Annotated in this window: 22 protein-coding genes; 11 read left to right on the forward strand and 11 right to left on the reverse strand. The window is 64.7% G+C overall.

All coding sequences use genetic code 11. The features are described 5' to 3' along the window. Window positions 1-42 precede the first annotated feature (42 nt). From CH278_RS12065 to CH278_RS12080, 4 genes are read left to right on the forward strand one after another with little or no spacing between them, the layout of a single operon-like run. Window positions 43-1080, forward strand: a complete 1038-nt coding sequence (locus tag CH278_RS12065) for an endonuclease domain-containing protein (RefSeq protein ID WP_256991780.1) — start codon at window positions 43-45, stop codon at window positions 1078-1080. Continuing rightward, window positions 1077-1730, forward strand: coding sequence for a hypothetical protein (locus CH278_RS12070; protein WP_094621978.1), 654 nt, complete (start codon window positions 1077-1079; stop codon window positions 1728-1730). The genes CH278_RS12065 and CH278_RS12070 overlap by 4 nt, the downstream gene beginning before the upstream one ends. Window positions 1731-1747: 17 nt before the next feature. Next, a complete protein-coding gene (locus CH278_RS12075; RefSeq protein WP_094622016.1) occupies window positions 1748-4867 on the forward strand; it encodes a helicase HerA domain-containing protein in 3120 nt (1039 codons plus the stop codon). A gap of 32 nt (window positions 4868-4899) precedes the next feature. Further along, window positions 4900-6225, forward strand: a complete 1326-nt coding sequence (locus CH278_RS12080; protein WP_094621979.1) for an AIM24 family protein — start codon at window positions 4900-4902, stop codon at window positions 6223-6225. A 65-nt stretch (window positions 6226-6290) separates the two neighbouring features. Here CH278_RS12080 and rpsQ read toward each other — a convergent pair whose 3' ends face one another. Genes rpsQ through rpsJ form a run of 11 tightly spaced genes read right to left on the reverse strand, consistent with a single transcriptional unit; the run spans window position 6291 to window position 11591 of the window. Continuing rightward, window positions 6291-6569, reverse strand: a complete 279-nt coding sequence (gene rpsQ / locus CH278_RS12085) for a 30S ribosomal protein S17 (protein ID WP_027496315.1) — start codon at window positions 6567-6569, stop codon at window positions 6291-6293. After that, entirely contained in the window at window positions 6566-6811 is a 246-nt protein-coding gene (gene rpmC, locus CH278_RS12090) for a 50S ribosomal protein L29 (RefSeq protein WP_027496314.1), read from the reverse strand. Before rpmC ends, rpsQ begins: the two co-directional genes overlap by 4 nt. After that, the gene (gene rplP / locus CH278_RS12095; RefSeq protein WP_027496313.1) at window positions 6811-7227 is read right to left on the reverse strand and encodes a 50S ribosomal protein L16; all 417 of its coding nucleotides are present in this window, start codon (window positions 7225-7227) and stop codon (window positions 6811-6813) included. Before rplP ends, rpmC begins: the two co-directional genes overlap by 1 nt. 3 nt (window positions 7228-7230) lie before the next feature. Then, on the reverse strand, window positions 7231-8040 hold the full coding sequence (rpsC, locus tag CH278_RS12100; RefSeq protein ID WP_027496312.1) for a 30S ribosomal protein S3: 810 nt from the start codon (window positions 8038-8040) through the stop codon (window positions 7231-7233). Then, window positions 8040-8462, reverse strand: coding sequence for a 50S ribosomal protein L22 (rplV, locus tag CH278_RS12105; RefSeq protein WP_027496311.1), 423 nt, complete (start codon window positions 8460-8462; stop codon window positions 8040-8042). Before rplV ends, rpsC begins: the two co-directional genes overlap by 1 nt. Then, window positions 8459-8740, reverse strand: coding sequence for a 30S ribosomal protein S19 (gene rpsS / locus CH278_RS12110; protein WP_008718309.1), 282 nt, complete (start codon window positions 8738-8740; stop codon window positions 8459-8461). The genes rplV and rpsS overlap by 4 nt, the downstream gene beginning before the upstream one ends. A 13-nt stretch (window positions 8741-8753) precedes the next feature. Then, window positions 8754-9590, reverse strand: a complete 837-nt coding sequence (rplB, locus tag CH278_RS12115) for a 50S ribosomal protein L2 (protein ID WP_008718311.1) — start codon at window positions 9588-9590, stop codon at window positions 8754-8756. A gap of 39 nt (window positions 9591-9629) precedes the next feature. Next, entirely contained in the window at window positions 9630-9935 is a 306-nt protein-coding gene (gene rplW / locus CH278_RS12120) for a 50S ribosomal protein L23 (RefSeq protein ID WP_027496310.1), read from the reverse strand. Further along, a complete protein-coding gene (gene rplD, locus CH278_RS12125; protein ID WP_008718317.1) occupies window positions 9932-10609 on the reverse strand; it encodes a 50S ribosomal protein L4 in 678 nt (225 codons plus the stop codon). The genes rplW and rplD overlap by 4 nt, the downstream gene beginning before the upstream one ends. Beyond that, window positions 10606-11271: a 50S ribosomal protein L3 gene (gene rplC / locus CH278_RS12130; RefSeq protein ID WP_027496309.1), complete on the reverse strand. Its 666-nt coding sequence runs from the start codon at window positions 11269-11271 to the stop codon at window positions 10606-10608. The genes rplD and rplC overlap by 4 nt, the downstream gene beginning before the upstream one ends. A 14-nt stretch (window positions 11272-11285) precedes the next feature. Next, window positions 11286-11591 carry a 30S ribosomal protein S10 gene (rpsJ, locus tag CH278_RS12135; protein WP_003938093.1) on the reverse strand — a complete coding sequence of 102 codons (306 nt, stop codon included), beginning with the start codon at window positions 11589-11591 and terminating at the stop codon, window positions 11286-11288. A 488-nt stretch (window positions 11592-12079) separates the two neighbouring features. Between rpsJ and CH278_RS12140 the strand changes: the two genes are divergently transcribed. From CH278_RS12140 to CH278_RS12170, 7 genes are all read left to right on the forward strand, one after another. Next, the gene (locus tag CH278_RS12140; protein WP_032365637.1) at window positions 12080-12574 is read left to right on the forward strand and encodes a hotdog fold domain-containing protein; all 495 of its coding nucleotides are present in this window, start codon (window positions 12080-12082) and stop codon (window positions 12572-12574) included. A gap of 12 nt (window positions 12575-12586) precedes the next feature. Further along, window positions 12587-13495 (forward strand): prephenate dehydrogenase dimerization domain-containing protein, encoded by a 909-nt coding sequence (locus CH278_RS12145; protein WP_094621980.1) that lies wholly within the window; start codon window positions 12587-12589, stop codon window positions 13493-13495. 32 nt (window positions 13496-13527) lie between these two features. After that, window positions 13528-14481 carry an AurF N-oxygenase family protein gene (locus CH278_RS12150; protein ID WP_094622017.1) on the forward strand — a complete coding sequence of 318 codons (954 nt, stop codon included), beginning with the start codon at window positions 13528-13530 and terminating at the stop codon, window positions 14479-14481. 128 nt (window positions 14482-14609) lie between these two features. Next, entirely contained in the window at window positions 14610-15581 is a 972-nt protein-coding gene (locus CH278_RS12155; protein WP_027496305.1) for a daunorubicin resistance protein DrrA family ABC transporter ATP-binding protein, read from the forward strand. Further along, on the forward strand, window positions 15578-16435 hold the full coding sequence (locus CH278_RS12160) for an ABC transporter permease (protein WP_032365639.1): 858 nt from the start codon (window positions 15578-15580) through the stop codon (window positions 16433-16435). The genes CH278_RS12155 and CH278_RS12160 overlap by 4 nt, the downstream gene beginning before the upstream one ends. A 10-nt stretch (window positions 16436-16445) precedes the next feature. Then, on the forward strand, window positions 16446-17300 hold the full coding sequence (locus CH278_RS12165; RefSeq protein WP_094621981.1) for an ABC transporter permease: 855 nt from the start codon (window positions 16446-16448) through the stop codon (window positions 17298-17300). 81 nt (window positions 17301-17381) lie between these two features. Further along, on the forward strand, window positions 17382-18236 hold the full coding sequence (locus tag CH278_RS12170; protein ID WP_176458062.1) for a glycosyltransferase: 855 nt from the start codon (window positions 17382-17384) through the stop codon (window positions 18234-18236). Window positions 18237-18336 lie beyond the last annotated feature (100 nt).

Raw genomic sequence — 18336 nt, forward strand, 5'->3', positions numbered from 1 at the left:
ACGGTTCGGAGATGGGGCAACAGGGGTGGGCGGGGAGCAGCTGTGACCGGGAACGGTGAGTCCGCAGGCTGGTGGTCGAGTCTTCCCGCAGATCGAGTGACTCGACTTCGCGGGGCGTCCGAACGCGAGCTCGCCGAATCCGCGAACCCGCTCCCCGCCGACGCACCTGCGATCGTCTTCTTCACTGTCGACGAGCCGGCATCTCGTCGTTCGGCAGACCTGGTCGAGATGGTGGTCACGTCTCTGGAGACCGCAGCGGTCCACTCGACCGCGCTGTGGCTCCCCGAGTTCGAGCACAACGCAGGGACCTCCACGTTGGAGCGGCGTGCCGCTCGCACGTCCGCCGTTCGCCTGGCTGCCGACTCGGCACACTTCGGCCCCTACATAGCGGCTCTGGCCGAGTCGGCCTCCTCGGGACGGCCGATACGCCGGGCGGTGTTCACCGTCGAGACCCGCGCGGCAGGTTCGGCGCGAGCTCTCGCGGCAGCTCACGGCCGCGACGTTGTCGCTCTCGTGCTGGTCGTACCCGACGCCGTGGACGCCGACTTCGTGTCGACCGCAGCGGAATGGCTGTGTGCTCACGCACGGGCGGGCGTGTGGCTCACCGGCGGTGGCTCGTCGAGGATGGACAGATTCCCGTCCGTACCGGTGCGCGCACCCGAAGTGCCTGCCGGCGTCAGCACTGTCCTCGATCGCTTCCGGCCGTTGAGCTATCCGCCGATCGCCGGGCACCCACACCCGGCGAGCGATCCGGAGAAGCGCCTGTACAGAGCGCTGGACCAGCACGAATGGGCCACCGGTCGAGAGCACAATCGCTCGATTCGGCTCGGCGAACTCAGCCGTCCGTTCACAGTCGACGTACTGTGGCGCACCGAGAGAGTCATCGTGGAAATCGACGGCGACGAGCACCGTGCCGCCCAGCGCTTCGCCGAGGACCGCGTGCGCGACAACCAGCTGCAGACACACGGGTACATGGTGTTGCGGTTCACCAACGCTCAGGTGATGGACGACCCGCACCGCGCTGTGGCTACCATCCGCGAGGCAGTATCGAGAAGACGATCGAAGGGGGATCCTCGATGAGTACCGAAGACCTGAACGGCACCGAAGCAGCAGTACTGCTCGTTCTGATGGCCGAAGCGAGTCCGGTGAAGAACAGCGCCCTCAAGGGACTCGGCCCCGAACTACCGAAGGCTTCCCGCGACAAACTGAAGAATGCGGGATTGATCGAGGTCGATTCTTCGGTGCGCCCGATGACCCTGGAGCTGACCGACAAAGGGTGGCGCACCTGCGGTGAGCTCATGGGCGGTGAACCACCGGCTCGGTCGACAGGCGCAGGCAAGGCCATGTTCACCGTGTTGGCAGGGTTACGTCGCTGGCTGGATCGCACCGACAGCCGTCCGGCCGATGTGTTCTCGCCCCGCGGGGACGAGACCGCCCCCCTCGACAGCTCCGAGAAGGCCGACAAGACCGTCGACATCGAGGCCTCGATTCGCACCGCGTACGCGTCGCTCGCACGTGAACCCGGTAGCACCGTTCGGCTGTCTCGCTTGCGAAACGAGTTGCGAGACATCCCTCGTGGCGATCTCGACGATGCTCTCGCACGGCTGCGACGCGCCGCGGACGTCTCGCTGATACCCGAGGAAAACCAGAAGACGCTGACCGACGAGGAACGCGCTGCAGCCGTCGTCGTCGGTAATCAGCAGAACCACCTTCTCTCGATCGAATCATGATGGGCGTGAACTCCACGATGACGGACAACGAGCAGATCCGGGCTCTGGAATCGGTACGGCTGAGCTGGGCCCCGACCCCCGACGACGTGTGGCGTTCGCAGTCCAACGTGCACGTTCCCGGCATGCACGAGCGGGTGTTCCTCGAGGTGATGAACGCCTACGACGACGCGGAGACGTCGGATGACGCCAGTCCGCTCGGAGTCGTCGTACGCGGGCCGGCCGGATCCGGCAAGACGCATCTGCTGGGGCAGGTGCGCGAGGAGGTGCAGCAGAAGGGCGGGTACTTCTTCCTGATCAGGCTGCTCGACGCCGCGGGCTTCTGGCGGTCGACTCTCATGGGGATGCTCGACGACCTGATGCGGCACTCCGGCCAAGGATCCGACAGCCAACTCGCACTTCTGCTGCGTCGCTTGTGCACGATCGGTGACATTCCCGACGAACAACGCGCAAAGATCATGGGCGAGAACATGATCGACGCCGAGACGCTGAACGACTTCGTCACCGCCGTATACAAGGTCCACCCCCGACATCGGCGTACCTCGCAGCACACGCTGCGCGCCTTGGTGCTGTCCATCGCCCCCGATTCGGCCGTCCAGGATCTCGGTGACGCATACCTGCAGTCGATCGACGACGTCGATGCCGAAGAATTCTCGCCCTGGGGAATCCGCCGGGCCGAGCTCGGTCACCAAGGCATTGCCGAGAACATCTCACGACTGCTGGCCATCACCGGTCCGACAATTCTCGCGATAGACCAGATCGACACGTTGGTCGCGCAATCCCGAACGGGATCGGATCAGGAGTTCGCCGACGCACAGGAAGACAAGGTCGTCGAGCAACTGGCGCACGGTCTGATGTCGCTGCGCGAAACGCTTCCTCGCACCGCGTCGGTTCTCTCGGCACTGTCGAGCGCGTGGGAGTTGATCGCTGCCCGCGGCGTGGCACCGATGCGCGACCGCTTCCGAGTGACGCAGCCTCTCAAGCCGATTCCGTCGTCCGACATCGGACGCCTGTTACTGGGACGACGTCTGGCGGCGTGCTTTCTCGAGGCCGGCTTCACCCCGCCGCATCCGACGTGGCCGGTGGCACCCGACGCATTCGAGCAGGCCCCGGACTTCACTCCGCGGCAGCTGCTGATCGCGGTCGACCGTCACATCAGGCACTGCCTCGACACCGGCGTCGCGTCGGAGTTGGAGAGTTTCACGGACAAGTCCGGGCCCGCGGATGCGCAGGACCTCCCCAAAGCACGGGTCGACGAACTCGACATACTCGACGATCGCTACGCACAACTGCGCAAACAGGTCGACGTCTCCATTCCGCTGAAGCCCGACAGTGAGGACTCGATCGTCCCCGTACTCCTGTCTGCGGGCCTGACCGCGTGGATCCACGAGCATCAGTCCTCGGACGACAGCCTTGCCCAGGACCCGCCCCCGAGCGGCAAGCCTGCTCTGCACGCTCGGCTACGCCACACCGTCGACACCGATACGGACGACGAGGAGCACTGGTGCTTCCGCGCGGTCACCTCCGGCAATGCCAGGGCCGCGTTGGCCCGTGTGGAGCGTGCGGTGACCACGGCCGGCCTCAGGGCAGACATGCCGAAACGGCGACTGATCCTCATCAGAAACGACCCGTGGCCCAATGGCGCGAAGACCGAGCAGACCGTCGCCGCTCTGCGACGTGCAGGCGGCATTGTCGTGCCGTTCGGCGACGAGGACCGCAGGGCCTTGGCGGCTCTGTCGGTGCTGCTGGCCGAGAACTCCCCCGCTCTCACGTCGTGGTTGCTCGCGCGCAAGCCCGCACACGAGGTCGAACTGTTCTCCTCCGTGTTGCCTGCAGTCAGCGTCGTCGACGACGACACCGCATTGATCGAACCCGAGAACACCGTCGCGGCCGAACCGATTGCGAGCCGCCGGCCGTCGATCGTCGCCGGGTCGGAAGTGAGCACCGGTGCGGACGTCGCAATCCAACTCGAGGCGCTCCGTAAGCACACAGCGATCTTCGCGGGTTCCGGATCGGGGAAGACGGTACTGATTCGCCGACTGGTGGAAGAATGTGCGCTGCAAGGTGTTTCGGCGATCGTGTTGGACGTCAACAACGACCTGGCTCGCCTCGGCACCGCGTGGCCCGAGGACGAACGGACGTGGCCGCCGGGCGACGAGGCCAAGGCGACGGCGTATCTACGCGACACCGACGTCGTGGTGTGGACGCCCCGCAAGTCGGCGGGCCGACCGCTGAGCTTTCAGCCACTGCCCGATTTCGTCAGCGTTCTCGGTGATGCCGACGAGTTCGATTCCTCCGTCGAATCCGCATTGGCGTCGCTCGAGCCCGCCGCCGGCGTCCTGGGTACTTCCCAGAAGGCGAAACACGGCCGCGCAGTGCTGAAGTCGGCGCTCGATCTCTTCGGTCGACGCCCACAGGGCGGCACGCTGGCGGACTTCATCGACCTGCTCGAAGAATTGCCCGAGGACACCAGCGATCTGCGCGATGCCGTACGGATCGCGCAGGGACTGGCCGAAAATCTGAAGGCTGCCGTGGCCAACGACCCCATGTTCGCAGGGGCGGGCACCCCGGTCGACCCGGCAGTGCTGCTGACTCCGGCCGACGGAAAGAAGGCCCGAGTATCGGTGATCAATCTTGCGGGCCTGACCACCGACGAGCAGAAGCAGAGCTTCGTCAATCAGCTGCAGATGGGCCTGTTCTCCTGGATCAAGAAGAACCCGGCGGGTGACCGGCCGCTCGGCGGACTGTTCGTGATGGACGAGGCGCAGAACTTCGCCCCCTCCGATCGCACGACCGCAGCGACACACAGCACACTTGCGCTGGCGTCGCAGGCGCGTAAGTACGGTCTCGGTCTCGTGTTTGCCACGCAGGCACCGAAGGGGTTGCACAACCGCATCGCCGGAAACGCGTCGACGCAGTTCTACGGGCTGCTCAACAGCCCGTCCCAGGTCGAGGCGGCCAAGGAGATGGCCCGCGTCAAAGGCGGCTCGGTACCCGATGTCGGCCGTTTGCCCGCGGGGCAGTTCTACGCTGCCGTCGAGGGCGCAGAGTTCCGGCGAACCGCCACTCCCCTGTGCCTGTCCTACCACCCGAAGAGCCCGCCGACCGAGGAAGAAGTCATCGAACTCGCGCGTTCCTGACAGCACGCGTCGACACTGGCACACTGGATCCGATGAAAAACCTCGCTCGCGGGGAGAACTGCCCCGCTCCGACCGGCCGGCTGACGGTGACACTTGCCGCCTCGACGTCGGTCGACGTGTCCGCGCTGCTGTTGGGGCCGGACGGACGGGTGCGTTCGGACGCGGATCTGGTGTTCTACAACCAACCCGAGGGCGCGGGCCTCGAGTACCAGCGCGGGCCGTCCGGCCATCTCGTCCTGATCGATCCCTCCGCGATTCCAGCCGATATCGAGACCGTTGCCATCGCGGCATCGCTGGACGGTACCGGTCCGGCAACGTTCGCTGCCGCCGGACCGACATCGGCGACCGTCTCCGACGCGTCGGGCGGTGCGATCGTCGGATTCACCGCCGACGCACTCGGCGACGAGAGTGCTCTCGTCATCCTGGAGTTCTATCGCCGCAACCAGCAATGGAAAATCCGGGCGGTGGGCCAGGGGTACGCCGATGGGTTGGCGGGCCTGGCCACCGCGTTCGGTATCAGCGTCGAGGACGACGATCCGCCCACACCCGAGGCACCGACGGCACCACCCTCGCACCGAAGCGAAGCGATCGTGAATTCACCTGTCCCACAAGGAGTCCTGACCATGAGAAGTGAACTGTTCGCGCCCGCCCACGCCGAAGTTCCCGGATCGGGGATTCAGAAACAGGGCAGCAAGATGTGCCGGGTCGGCATGAACGGCGAGATCATGGCTCGGGCCGGCTCGATGGTCGCGTACCAGGGCACTCTGCAGTTCGAGGCCAAGGGCTCCGGGGGTATAGGTCGAGCCCTCAAACAAGCCCTGTCCGGCGAAGGCGTCCCTCTGATGAAGGTCACGGGCCAGGGCGACCTGTTCCTCGCCAACGCCGCACAGGACGTCCATCTGATCGATCTCGACGGTACGGACGGGCTCACCATCAACGGGGCCAACGTTCTCGCGTTCGACTCCTCGCTGAGTTACGACATCAAGCGTGTCCAGGGTGCCGCTGCGGGTGGAAACGCGGGGTTCTTCAACTGTGTGTTCACCGGTCGGGGCCGTATCGCCATCACCACCGACGGAGTGCCGGTCGTCCTGAACGTCGACCAGCCGACGTTCGCCGACCCGCAGGCAGCAGTTGCGTGGTCGTCGTCTCTGCAGACGAGAGTGAAGAAGAACGACTCATTCGGGCTCGGAACGTTGATCGGCCGCTCGACCGGAGAGAGGTTCACGCTGGAATTCGCCGGCCAGGGGTTCGTGGTGGTGCAGCCGTCGGAACAGCCGCCGGGTGGACTGGTCGGCGGTACCGGTGGCGGTGAGCAAGCAGGCGTCGGCGGAGCACTGGGCGGCTTGCTGGGCAGGTAGGCCGCATGCTTCGGAAAGCACAAATGCCCGCCCCCGGGAAGGGAGCGGGCATTTTTGTGCAGGTACTACTTGGCCTTTTCGAGAACCTCGACCAGTCGCCAGTGCTTCGTGGCGGACAGCGGACGGGTCTCCATGAGCTGAACGCGATCGCCTACGCCGGCGTCGCCCTTCTCGTCATGTGCCTTGACCTTGGTGGTGCGACGAATGATCTTGCTGTAGAGGGGGTGCTTGACCCTGTCCTCGAGCTCGACGACGATCGTCTTCTCCATCTTGTCGGATACGACGTAGCCGATCCGAGTCTTGCGGTTGTTGCGCTCTTCAGTCACAGTCTTTTCCTCGCTCATGCCGCGTCACCTGCAGTGTCCTCGGAAGGACCAGATGCCAAGCCGAGCTCACGCTCGCGCAGGACGGTGTAGATGCGCGCGATCTCGTGACGGACGGTGCGCAGTCGACGGTTGTTGTCCAACTGGCCGGTAGCCATCTGGAAACGAAGGTTGAACAGCTCTTCCTTCGACTCACGCAGCTTGGTGACCAGCTCTTCACCGGTGAGCTCGCGGAGCTCTGCGGCTGGGGTTCCGGTAGCCATCAGAACTGCTCCTCCCTGGTGATGATGCGTGCCTTGATGGGCAGCTTGTGGATGGCGCGAGTCAGTGCCTCACGCGCAATGGTCTCGTCGGGGTACGACAGCTCGAAGAGCACGCGACCCGGCTTGACGTTCGCGATCCACCACTCGGGCGAACCCTTACCGGAACCCATGCGGGTCTCGGCAGGCTTCTTGGTGAGCGGGCGGTCCGGGAAGATGTTGATCCAGACCTTGCCGCCACGCTTGATGTGGCGAGTGATCGCGATACGAGCGGACTCGATCTGACGGTTGGTGATGTAGGCGGGCTCGAGAGCCTGAATGCCGTAGTCACCGAATGTCACCTGAGTTCCGCCCTTGGCGGCACCCGAACGCTTCGGGTGGTGCTGCTTGCGGTGCTTGACCCGGCGGGGGATCAACATGCGTCAGCCCTCCTGAGTGGGCTCGGTCGAGGCCGGAGCCTCGGTTGCGGATGCCGCGCGGCCGGCCTCGGTGCTGGTCGCCGTGGTGCCCGAGGCACCGCTGCGACGCGGACGAGTGGGACGCTCACGACGGGGACGGTCTGCACCGGCGGCCGGAGCCGCAGCGGCAGCGAGTTCACGCCGTCCGCCGACGATGTCGCCCTTGTAGATCCAGACCTTGACGCCGATGCGGCCGAAGGTGGTCTTGGCCTCGTACAGCCCGTAGTCGATGTCGGCACGGAGCGTGTGCAGGGGAACGCGTCCCTCGCGGTAGAACTCCGAGCGAGACATTTCAGCGCCACCGAGACGGCCGGAGCACTGAACACGAATGCCCTTGACATTCGGCTGACGCATGGCCGACTGGATGGCCTTACGCATCGCGCGACGGAATGCGACGCGATTGCTGAGCTGCTCGGCAACACCCTGGGCCACGAGCTGAGCTTCGGACTCGGCGTTCTTGACCTCGAGGATGTTGAGCTGAACCTGCTTGCCGGTCAGCTTCTCGAGCGCTCCGCGGATGCGGTCGGCCTCGGCACCACGGCGACCGATGACGATGCCCGGACGTGCCGTGTGGATGTCCACGCGAACACGGTCACGAGTGCGCTCGATCTCGACCTTGGCGATACCCGCGCGCTCCATGCCGGTGGCGAGGAGCTTGCGGATCTCGACGTCTTCCTTGACGTACTCCGAGTACTGCTTGTCTGCGTACCAACGCGACTTCCAGTCAGTGGTGATACCCAAGCGGAAGCCGTGCGGGTTGATTTTCTGACCCACTACTGAGCCCCTTCCTTGGACGCCTGGCCCTTACGACGGTTACGAGACGTTCCGCCGGTCTTGGGCAGGCTTTCGACGATCACCGTGATGTGGCTGGTGCGCTTGCGGATCCGGAATGCCCGGCCCTGAGCACGCGGCTGGAATCGCTTGAGGGTCGTGCCCTCGTCGACGAATGCAGTAGCGACGATCAGCGTGCTGGGATCGAGATCCAGGTTGTTCTCGGCGTTGGCGGCTGCGGACGCGATCACCTTGGCGACCGGCTCGCTCGCTGCCTGCGGCGCGAACTTGAGGATGTTGAGCGCGTCCTCGACGGAGCGCCCACGAACCAGATCCACGACGCGACGTGCCTTCATCGGCGTGACGCGAACGTGCTTCGCTACGGCCTTGGCAGTCGGATTGGCGGTGGGGGTGAAGTTGGTCATCGCCTCTTCGCCTTCCGGTCGTCCTTGATGTGACCCTTGAACGTGCGGGTCGGTGCGAACTCTCCGAGCTTGTGGCCGACCATCGAGTCGGACACGAACACCGGTACGTGCTTGCGACCGTCGTGGACGGCGAAAGTGTGACCGATGAAGTCGGGGAGGATTGTCGATCGACGGGACCAGGTCTTGATGACCTGCTTGGTTCCCTTGTCGTTCTGGACGTCAACCTTCGCGAGGAGGTGATCGTCTACGAACGGGCCTTTCTTCAGGCTGCGTGGCATTCTGAACTCCCTCCTAGCGCTTGTTCTTGCCGGTACGACGACGACGGACGATGAGCTTGTCGCTCGCCTTGTTCTTGCGGGTACGGCCTTCAGGCTGTCCCCAGGGGCTGACCGGGTGGCGTCCACCGGAGGTCTTGCCCTCGCCGCCACCGTGCGGGTGGTCGACCGGGTTCATCACGACACCACGAACGGTCGGGCGCTTGCCCTTCCAGCGCATGCGGCCGGCCTTGCCCCAGTTGATGTTCGACTGCTCGGCGTTGCCGACCTCGCCGACGGTTGCGCGGCAGCGCACGTCGACGCGACGGATTTCACCGGACGGCATACGCAGCGTGGCGTAGGGGCCTTCCTTACCGAGGAGCTGGATGCTCGCTCCGGCGGAGCGGGCCATCTTCGCGCCACCACCCGGACGGAGCTCGACCGCGTGAATGGTCGTACCCGTCGGGATGTTGCGCAGGGGCAGGTTGTTGCCGGGCTTGATGTCGGCATTGGCACCCTGCTCGATCGGCGAGCCCTGGGCGATGCCCTTGGGTGCGACGATGTAGCGCTTCTCGCCGTCTGCGAAGTGCAGCAGTGCGATGTTCGCGGTGCGGTTGGGGTCGTACTCGATGTGAGCGACCTTGGCCGGCACGCCGTCCTTGTCGTTGCGACGGAAATCGATGAGACGGTACGCACGCTTGTGACCGCCACCCTTGTGCCGGGTGGTGATACGACCGTGTGCGTTACGTCCACCGCGACCGTGCAGCGGGCGGATCAGCGACTTCTCGGGGGTCGAACGCGTGATCTCAGCGAAGTCGGACACGCTGGAGCCACGACGGCCCGGGGTTGTCGGCTTGTATTTACGGATTGCCATGAGTCTTCTCGTCCTCTATATCCGAAGAGTCCCAGTCGCTTACGCGACCGGACCTCCGAAGATCTCGATGGGCTTGCTGTCGGCGGAGAGCGTTACGAGCGCGCGCTTGGTGTCCTTGCGCTTGCCGTAACCGAACCGGGTCCGCTTACGCTTGCCCTGACGGTTCATCGTGTTGACGCTGGTCACGGTGACGTCGAAGATCTTCTCGACGGCAATCTTGATCTGCGTCTTGTTCGAGTCCGGGTGCACCAGGAACGTGTACGTGCCTTCTTCGATCAGTCCGTAGGACTTCTCGGAGATGACCGGTGCCAGCAAGATGTCGCGGGGATCGGCGATCGTGGTCACTTGCTTGCCTCCTCGTTCTTTGCAGGCCCAGCGATGAAGGTGTTCAGCGCTTCCACGCTGAAAACGACATCATCGGCGTTGAGCACGTCGTACGTGTTGAGCTGGTCGGGTGCGATGGGGTGCACGCCGTCCAGGTTCTGAACGCTCTTCCAGGCTGCGATGTCCTCGCGGCCGACGACGAGCAGGACCTTCTTGCGGTCCGAGATCTCGGCGAGGAACGTCTTCGCACCCTTGGTGGACGGAACCTGTCCGGCAACCAATTCGGTGATGACGTGCAGGCGCTCGCTGCGGGCCCGATCGGAGAGGGCTCCGCGCAGTGCGGCGGCCTTCATCTTCTTGGGGGTCCGCTGGCTGTAGTCGCGCGGCTGCGGTCCGTGGACCGTGCCACCGCCGACGAACTGAGGAGCGCGGGTCGAGCCCTGACGGGCGCGGCCGGTGCCCTTCTGCCGGTACGGCTTCTTGCCGCCGCCGCGAACCTCGCCACGAGTCTTCGTGGAGTGGGTTCCCTGACGAGCAGCTGCCAGCTGTGCGATGACGACCTGGTGCAGCAGCGCGATGTTCGCCGGTGCGTCGAAGATCTCCGCGGGGAGATCGACGGTGCCGTTGGTCTTGCCGCCGGCTTCCTTGACATCGAGCGTCAGCTTGGTCTCGGTGTTCTTCTCGAGGCTGGTCATGCCCGTGCACCACCCTTCAATGCAGACTTGACGATCACGACGTTGCCGCGACGGCCCGGGATCGCTCCCTTGATCAGCAGCAGACCGTTCTCGCTGTCCACCTTGTGGACCGAGAGGTTCTGCGTCGTGACGCGGTCGCCACCCATACGTCCGGACATGCGCATTCCCTTGAACACGCGACCCGGCGTTGCACAGCCACCGATGGATCCGGGACGACGGTGCACAGCCTGTGCACCGTGGCTCGCGCCCTGTCCCTTGAAGCCGTGACGCTTCATGGTTCCGGCGAAGCCCTTGCCCTTGCTGGTGCCGGTGACGTCGACGTATGCGCCGTCCTCGAACACTGCAGCCGTGAGCTCCTGGCCGACCTCGAACTGCGAGGCGTCGGCAACGCGAATCTCCACGATGTGGCGACGCGGCGTGACACCTGCCTTCTCGAACTGGCCGGTGGTGGGCTTGTTCACCTTGCGCGGGTCGATCGCACCGAATGCGACCTGGACGGCGCTGTAGCCGTCACGCTCCTGGGTGCGGATCTGGGTGACCACGTTGGGGCCTGCCTTGATCACGGTCACCGGAACGACGCGGTTGTTCTCGTCGAAGACCTGGGTCATTCCGAGCTTGGTGCCCAGAATTCCTGTCGCAGGCCGGTTCTTGTTATCAGTCATCGTTGTCTCCGCGCTCACTGGATGTTGACGTCGACACTGGCCGGGAGGTCGATGCGCATGAGCGCGTCCACCGTCTTCGGTGTCGGGTCGAGGATGTCAATGAGCCGCTTGTGAGTACGCATCTCGAAGTGTTCGCGCGAGTCCTTGTACTTGTGCGGCGAACGGATGACGCAGTACACGTTCTTTTCTGTCGGCAACGGCACCGGTCCGACGACGCGGGCACCCGTACGGGTGACCGTTTCGACGATCTTGCGCGCTGACGCGTCGATCGCCTCATGGTCGTAGGCCTTGAGCCTGATGCGGATCTTTTGTCCCGCCACGCTTAGTGTCCTTTTCTTGCCGCTTGGTCGTAGAACGGGCCGTTCGGCCTGCTCCACCTCGTCTGCACAGTCCCCGAGCCGGGGGAATCCCTCCGACTCGAACTGCCTTCGTGCACACACGACAGTGAAAAACGTTGACGACCAGGCGTGACCTGTATCCGTTGCCGCTCTTCATCTGTCATGGTTCTCCGGTCCACGCGGTCGGGCGTGTCGCGATTCCGCTCATTCTTCTGCGCTGAAACTTTCGCTTCAACCATCCGAGGGAGGAAACCCACACCGATCGAGCTGGTGGTCCGGACGCGCTCACGTGGAGCGCTGGTCTCATGTTCTGCACAGCCGATCTCTCGATCGACTCACCTGGTTCAGGCCGCACGCAAGCGCGTCCCGTGTCCAGGCAACCCGACCAGTATGCCGCAGTGTGCGCGACAGATCAACTCGGGGTCGATCCATACGCTCCGCACGACCTTACTCAGCAGTAAGGTAAGCCCATGAACACAGTCGCAACCACCACCGGGGCCACGTATCGAGCCTGGTCGAAGCTCCCGAACAACACTATCGGATCCACCGTGTTCTCCATCGGCATGTGTCTACGGGTGCCCTACTTCGCGTCGGTGCTGCCGCGGGTGGTTGCGCTGGAACCGGGGCGCTGCGAGGTCACTGCCCCGAAATGGCTGGGTATCCGCAACCACCTCGGCACGTTCCACGCGATCGCCGCGTGCAACCTCGCCGAGGTTGCGATGGGGATGCTGGCCGAGGCCACCGTTCCGACGTCGCACCGCTGGATCCCCAAGTCGATGACCGTCCAGTACCTGACGAAGGCGACCACGTCGCTGCGCGCGGTGGCAGAACTCGAGACCATTCCCGATTTCGCGACCGTCACCGACGGATGCGAGATCGTCGTGCCGGTTGCCATCCGTGACACCGCGGGCGTCGAGGTGGTGCACGCCGACATCACGATCTGGGTATCTGCAGCCTCTCGTTGACATACTCGACCGATGGACACGGTGACGCGGTCGGAGCAGCAGAACTCGGTAGTGGTGGTCGGGGGCTCCGGCGCCGTCGGCCGGCTATTGGTCGACCTCCTGCGCGGCGACGGCGTGCAGGTGACCGTCGTCGACGCCCGAGCCGCTTCGACATCGGTCGACGCCGCGACGCTCGTCGGCGACATCACCGCACCCGACCACCGCGTCACAGCTGCACTGTCGACTGCGTCGACGATCGTTCTCGCTGTGCCCGAGTCCGTGGCACTGTCGGCCGATCTGACCGCGGTACGCCCCGATGCACTGCTGGTGGAGACGTTGTCGGTCAAGTCCGGCTACTCGCAGTACGCCGGCCGCGGCGGACACCTCGGCCCGACGCTGGGCATCAACCCGATGTTCGCGCCGTCCCTGGGCATGAACAGACGCCCCGTTGCCGTCGTCGTGCACCGACCCGGCAGCTCGGCCGACGCGTTCGTCGACAGACTGCAGCACTGGGGTGGCCGGACCGTTCTCCTCGACGCCGAGCGTCACGACCGACTCGCTGCGGCGACCCAAGCGCTCACCCACGCCAGTGTTCTCGCGTTCGGGCTCGCCCTGGCCGAGCTCGATCTGCCGTTCGCCGACATCGACGCCGTCGCTCCTCCCCCGCACACGACGATGCTCGCCGTCCTCGCACGCATCACCGGTGGGGAGCCCGAGGTGTACTGGGACGTTCAGGCAGGTAACCCACACGCCGCCGACGCGCGGGCGGCGTTGCGCCGCGCGACGCAACTGCTCGGCGAGACCGTCGAATCCGGCTCGGAGTCCGAGTTCGCCGAACTGATGAACCGAGCAGGCAGCGCCCTCGGCAGCTCCGCCGATCGCTATCGATCCGTCTGTGCCGAGTTGTTCGGTATCGTTCGAGGTTCCGGCGACAATTCGTGATCGCCGGTCCGGACGCGGAGGCGGGGCACACGATGTTGGAACAGCCGACCTTGCCGGAGCACGACCCCCACGATGTCGTCGAGAGCGCGGTCGTAGCGCGGTTGGCGAAGAACTGGTCGCAGCGTGCCACCGTCAAGAAGCCCGAACCCCAGTTGGACGATTTGTTCGACACGACCAAGCGAGATTTTCCCGACGCCTTGATCCCGTTCGGAGAACACGACACATTCCTCGGTGCCGAACCGGAACAGCAGGATCGGCTGCGGGCCTGGGGCTGGATCGCGTTCAACAAGAACGTGATGGATGTCGAGCAGCACGTCGTTCACCCGGGATTTTCCCTGCTCGCCCAGGATGTGTTCGAGACCGGGATGGGCGACACCCTCGCGGTCGCGGTGACTCAGGCCATGGTGGACGAGCAGTACCACACGCTGATGCACCTCAACGCCAGTGCGGCGACCCGTCGCGGTCGCGGTTGGGCGTTGTCCGAACGATCCCTGCCGTTCAGTTCCACCGTCCGTCGCCAGCGGACCGCTCAGGCGAAGAGCGACGACCCGTGGTCTGCGGCGATCAGCTCGCTCGCCTTCATGACGGTCGCAGAGATTTCCATCACGTCGTACCTCGATCTGATCGAGGACGACGACGTCATTCAGCCGATCAATCGGGCGACGGTCAAGCTCCACAATCGCGACGAGTACTGCCACGCATCGATTGCCGACGACATGGCGGCGATCGTCTTCGACAGGCTCGGATCCAACGATCGACAGAGGTTTCTCGACGGTCTCGTCGACGGCATGGATGCGTTCTCGAGCAGCGACTTCTCGACGTGGGCGCGCATTCTCGAACTCGAAGGTGTCCGCGGAGCCGAGGCCATGATCGCCGACGTCGAGGCCGACAAGAGCCGTCGAGCGCTGGTTCAGGACTACAGCGGACTGCGATCCCTGTGCCGCAAGCTGGACGTCGAGGACAGTATCGATATCGATTGGGGCTGACGGCAGAACATCTGCGACTGCAATCCACAGGTAACATTTCCCGGCAGTTCCCGTATCAAGTAGTGGCCCTCCCCTCCACGGGCCCCGGCACTGCCCCGGCCCCATTCACCCCACAGCTCGGAGATCCGATGTCGTCAGCTCAGCACGCAGCCGTACACGTGGAGGACGTACACAAGTCCTTCGGCGATGTGCATGCGCTGCGCGGCATCAGCTTCTCGGCCGAGCGGGGAACCGTACTCGGCATCCTCGGCCCCAACGGTGCGGGCAAGACCACGACTGTCAAAGTGCTGTCGACGCTGATCGCGCCCGACAGCGGCCGAGCCTTCGTCGCCGGCCACGATGTTGCTGCCGACGCTCCCGCGGTGCGGCGATCGATCATGATGACGGGTCAGTACGCCGCCCTCGACGACACTCTTTCGGGGCGCGAGAACATCGAATTGTTCGGCCGCCTCATGGGTCTGGACAAGAAGGCTGCCAAGGCTCGCGCCAAGGCCCTGCTCGACGAATTCGACCTGTCCGATACCGGCAAGCGTCCGGTCCGCGGCTACTCCGGCGGCATGCGCCGTCGTATCGACATCGCATGTGGCCTGGTCGTGCGTCCCGAAGTCGTGTTCCTGGACGAGCCGACCACCGGACTCGACCCTCGGAGCCGACAGGGTGTGTGGTCGTTGGTCGAGGCACTGAAGGCGCAGGGCATCACCGTGTTGCTGACGACGCAATATCTCGAAGAGGCAGACGTACTGAGCGACAACATCATCGTCATCGACAAGGGCACAGTTATCGCCGAAGGTACGTCGGATCAGCTCAAGGCCATGACCGGCGGTAGCTACTGCGAAGTGGTGCCTCTCGATCCGGGTCAGCTACGAGCAGCGGCCGAGGCGCTGGGTGAGATGGTGCCTCCGGCGGTGCACGCCGAGATCACTGCCGCATCCGACCGCCTGTCCGTGCCTGCCCCCGACGGTGCCGCAACCTTGTCCGAGATCCTCCGCCGTATCGACGCCCGTGGCATCGTGCTGGCCGACATCGCGTTGCGCCGCCCCTCGCTCGACGACGTCTTCCTCACCCTCACCGGCCATTCGCAAGCGAGCCCCACGCCGTGACGGCCACGACGCGAGGCGTCTCGAATACGCGTGCGGTCACCGCTCCCCGGACAACCACCGGGTCGACGACGCAACAGCCCAAACGCCGGTCACGAACGCGGCCGTCCGGCTTCGTGCAGTGGCAGGCGCTGACCGGGCGTGCACTGTGGACGATGCTCACCCAGGGCGAGCTGCTGATCGCGGTCATCGCTCCGCTGATCTTCACTATCGGCTTCTACCTTCCGCTCAAGTTCGTGATGGGCCTGCAGGGCATCGACTACGCACAGTTTCTGATGCCGATCATCGTGCTGCAGGCAATGGCGTTCACCGCCATCTCCGCCGCGCAGAGGGCATCGACGGAGGCGATGAGTGGACTCAACTCTCGGTTGAAGACGATGCCCGTCGTACGCGGCGTCCCGCTGGTGTCGCGAATCTCGAGCGGTGTCGTCCGTTCACTGGTATCGCTCGTATCCGCACTCGGTTTCGGCTACGTCATCGGCTTTCGCTTCTCCGCAGGATTCGGGCAGGCCCTGCTGTTCTGCGCGCTCGCCATGCTGATCAGCACCACGTTGTCGATCGGTGCCGACGCAATCGGAACGCTGTCGAAGAGCCCCGAAGCGACCAGCCAGGTGTTGACCCTGCCCCAGCTCATCCTCGGCATGGCCTCGTGCGGGTTCGTTCCCGAGAGCGGCTTCCCGGAACTCATTCGACCGTTCGTTCGCAATCAACCGATTTCTCAGTTCTCGTTCGCTATGCGCGACATGGCCGAGGGCGGAGTCAGCTTCCAGGTGTTGTGGCCATCCCTCGCCTGGGTGGCCGGCCTGCTCCTGTTCTTCGTCCCGCTCGCCATCTGGGCGAGCTCGAGACCAGAATGACGAGTCCGAGATGACGATGGCAGAAGCGTCGGTGAACGCTGCACGCGTATCCAACCTGACCTTTCCCGAACCCAACATGGCCCTGCGAGAAGGGTCCGTTCGTGCGCTCGGGACACACAGCCTGATCCAGGCCAAGCGACTTCTGATGCGATGGATGCGCGATCCGTCGACGATGATTCAGGCGTTGCTGTACCCCGCGTTGATGCTGGTCATGTTCCGTGTCGTGCTCGGGAACTCGATCTCCGCGGCCACCGGATCGCCGGCGATCTACGGCCAGGTGCCGATGATCGCTCTGGTCGGAGCCATGTTCGGGTCCATCGTCAGCGCTGTCGGCCTCAAGGGCGAACGAAAGTCGGGTCTGTTGGCTCGGTTCTGGACAACGCCCACTCACCGTGCGGCCGGCCTACTGGGCAGGATGATTGCCGAAGCAGTTCGGGTGCTCGTGACCACCGTGGTCATCATCTGTGCCGGTGTAGCGCTGGGGTTCAGGTTCACCCAGGGAATTCAGGCCGGCATCTTGTTGCTGCTGATTCCTGTCGTGTTCGGTATCGGGTTCGCAGTCATGGTCACGTTCCTCGCCACGGTGGCCGGCGACGCACCACTGGTCGAAGTGGTGTCGATCTTCTGCACGTTGTTGATGTTCTTCAATGCGGGGTTCGTCCCCGTCCTCGCGTATCCGCTCTGGCTGCAGCCGGTGGTTGCAGCGCAGCCGATGTCGGTTGCGGTCTCCGCGATGCGCGCGCTGGCACTCGGAGGGCCCGTCATGACTCCGATTCTCCAAACTCTCGCGTGGTCTCTGGGAATGGTCGTGATCTTCCTCTACCCTGCGATTCGGGGGTACAAGAAGGCATCTGCGTCGGGCTGATCGCGTAGTCCGGGCCGACATTTCTACGTTGGGGGATTCGTTGTGGTCGACCGGGCACGACCTGAGCATCCGTCGGTATCGGTGATCATTCCTGTCGGCGGCCTCGATCCGCACTTGGACGCACAGTTGCAGGCTCTAGCCGATCAGGATGTCGGGTTTCCGTTCGAGGTGCTCGTTGCGGACAACACGCGAGGCGGGGACCTCGGCGAATACGTACTCACTCATCCTTTGCGAGAGCGGCTGCGGCTCAGGTCGGTCGATGCTTCCCGCGAGACCGGAGCGGGTTACGCACGCAACTGCGGTGCCCGGGAGGCGTCCGGCGATCTGTTGGCGTTCTGCGACTCGGACGATGTCGTGCACTCGTCGTGGCTCACCACGCTCGTACAGGAGGCGTCGTCGTTCGATGTGGTCGGTACTGCGGTCGAAACCGACACGCTGAACAGCGTTCGGGCGCTGTCGTGGACTCCCACGACAGCGCCGGAGAACCAGGGCCGCACCGACTTCCTGCCGTTCGCGATCGGCGCGAGTATGGCCTGCTGGGCATCGGTGTACAGCGATCTCGGCGGCATGGACAACCGCTACCGAGCAAGCCAGGATGTCGAGTTCAGTTGGCGCGCGCAACTGGCGGGTTACACCTTGGGGTTCAGTACCGAGGCCGTAGTGGCGTATCGACTGCGTGACGAGCTACGCCCTCTCCTGCGCCAGTCGTTTCGCCTCGGGTTCGGCTTCGCCAAGCTTCGCGGAATCTACCGGCCGCAGGGTTGCCCGGCACTGAAAGTGCGCCGAGTCGCGTCCTGGTGGATGGCGCTGCTGCTGCGCAATCCCCTGCTGCCGACGTCGCTGACCGGGATGTCACGCGGCCATTGGCTGCGTGCGTTCGTCATCCGGGTCGGCGAGCTTCGCGCAGGAATCAGATACGGAGCCATCGGTTGGTGATGTCCACCACACGGGCTCGCCGACCGGCCTGCCCGACCGGCACCCTTGACCTGCACGCCTGTTACGCCTGTGTGTCCGGCTGTTACGGTCGGTGACGCAG

It is taken from the genome of Rhodococcus sp. 05-2254-5, assembly GCF_002258575.1.
Taxonomy (GTDB): Bacteria; Actinomycetota; Actinomycetes; order Mycobacteriales; family Mycobacteriaceae; genus Rhodococcoides; species Rhodococcoides fascians.

Coding starts and splice junctions, on each gene's coding strand:
- CH278_RS12070 (WP_094621978.1), top strand. CDS start 1,077: ATGAGTACCGAAGACCTGAACGGCACCGAAGCAGCAGTACTGCTCGTT.
- CH278_RS12075 (WP_094622016.1), top strand. CDS start 1,748: ATGACGGACAACGAGCAGATCCGGGCTCTGGAATCGGTACGGCTGAGC.
- CH278_RS12080 (WP_094621979.1), top strand. CDS start 4,900: ATGAAAAACCTCGCTCGCGGGGAGAACTGCCCCGCTCCGACCGGCCGG.
- rpsQ (WP_027496315.1), bottom strand. CDS start 6,569: ATGAGCGAGGAAAAGACTGTGACTGAAGAGCGCAACAACCGCAAGACT.
- rpmC (WP_027496314.1), bottom strand. CDS start 6,811: ATGGCTACCGGAACCCCAGCCGCAGAGCTCCGCGAGCTCACCGGTGAA.
- rplP (WP_027496313.1), bottom strand. CDS start 7,227: ATGTTGATCCCCCGCCGGGTCAAGCACCGCAAGCAGCACCACCCGAAG.
- rplV (WP_027496311.1), bottom strand. CDS start 8,462: ATGACCAACTTCACCCCCACCGCCAATCCGACTGCCAAGGCCGTAGCG.
- rpsS (WP_008718309.1), bottom strand. CDS start 8,740: ATGCCACGCAGCCTGAAGAAAGGCCCGTTCGTAGACGATCACCTCCTC.
- rplB (WP_008718311.1), bottom strand. CDS start 9,590: ATGGCAATCCGTAAATACAAGCCGACAACCCCGGGCCGTCGTGGCTCC.
- rplD (WP_008718317.1), bottom strand. CDS start 10,609: ATGACCAGCCTCGAGAAGAACACCGAGACCAAGCTGACGCTCGATGTC.
- rplC (WP_027496309.1), bottom strand. CDS start 11,271: ATGACTGATAACAAGAACCGGCCTGCGACAGGAATTCTGGGCACCAAG.
- CH278_RS12140 (WP_032365637.1), top strand. CDS start 12,080: ATGAACACAGTCGCAACCACCACCGGGGCCACGTATCGAGCCTGGTCG.
- CH278_RS12145 (WP_094621980.1), top strand. CDS start 12,587: ATGGACACGGTGACGCGGTCGGAGCAGCAGAACTCGGTAGTGGTGGTC.
- CH278_RS12150 (WP_094622017.1), top strand. CDS start 13,528: ATGTTGGAACAGCCGACCTTGCCGGAGCACGACCCCCACGATGTCGTC.
- CH278_RS12155 (WP_027496305.1), top strand. CDS start 14,610: ATGTCGTCAGCTCAGCACGCAGCCGTACACGTGGAGGACGTACACAAG.
- CH278_RS12165 (WP_094621981.1), top strand. CDS start 16,446: ATGACGATGGCAGAAGCGTCGGTGAACGCTGCACGCGTATCCAACCTG.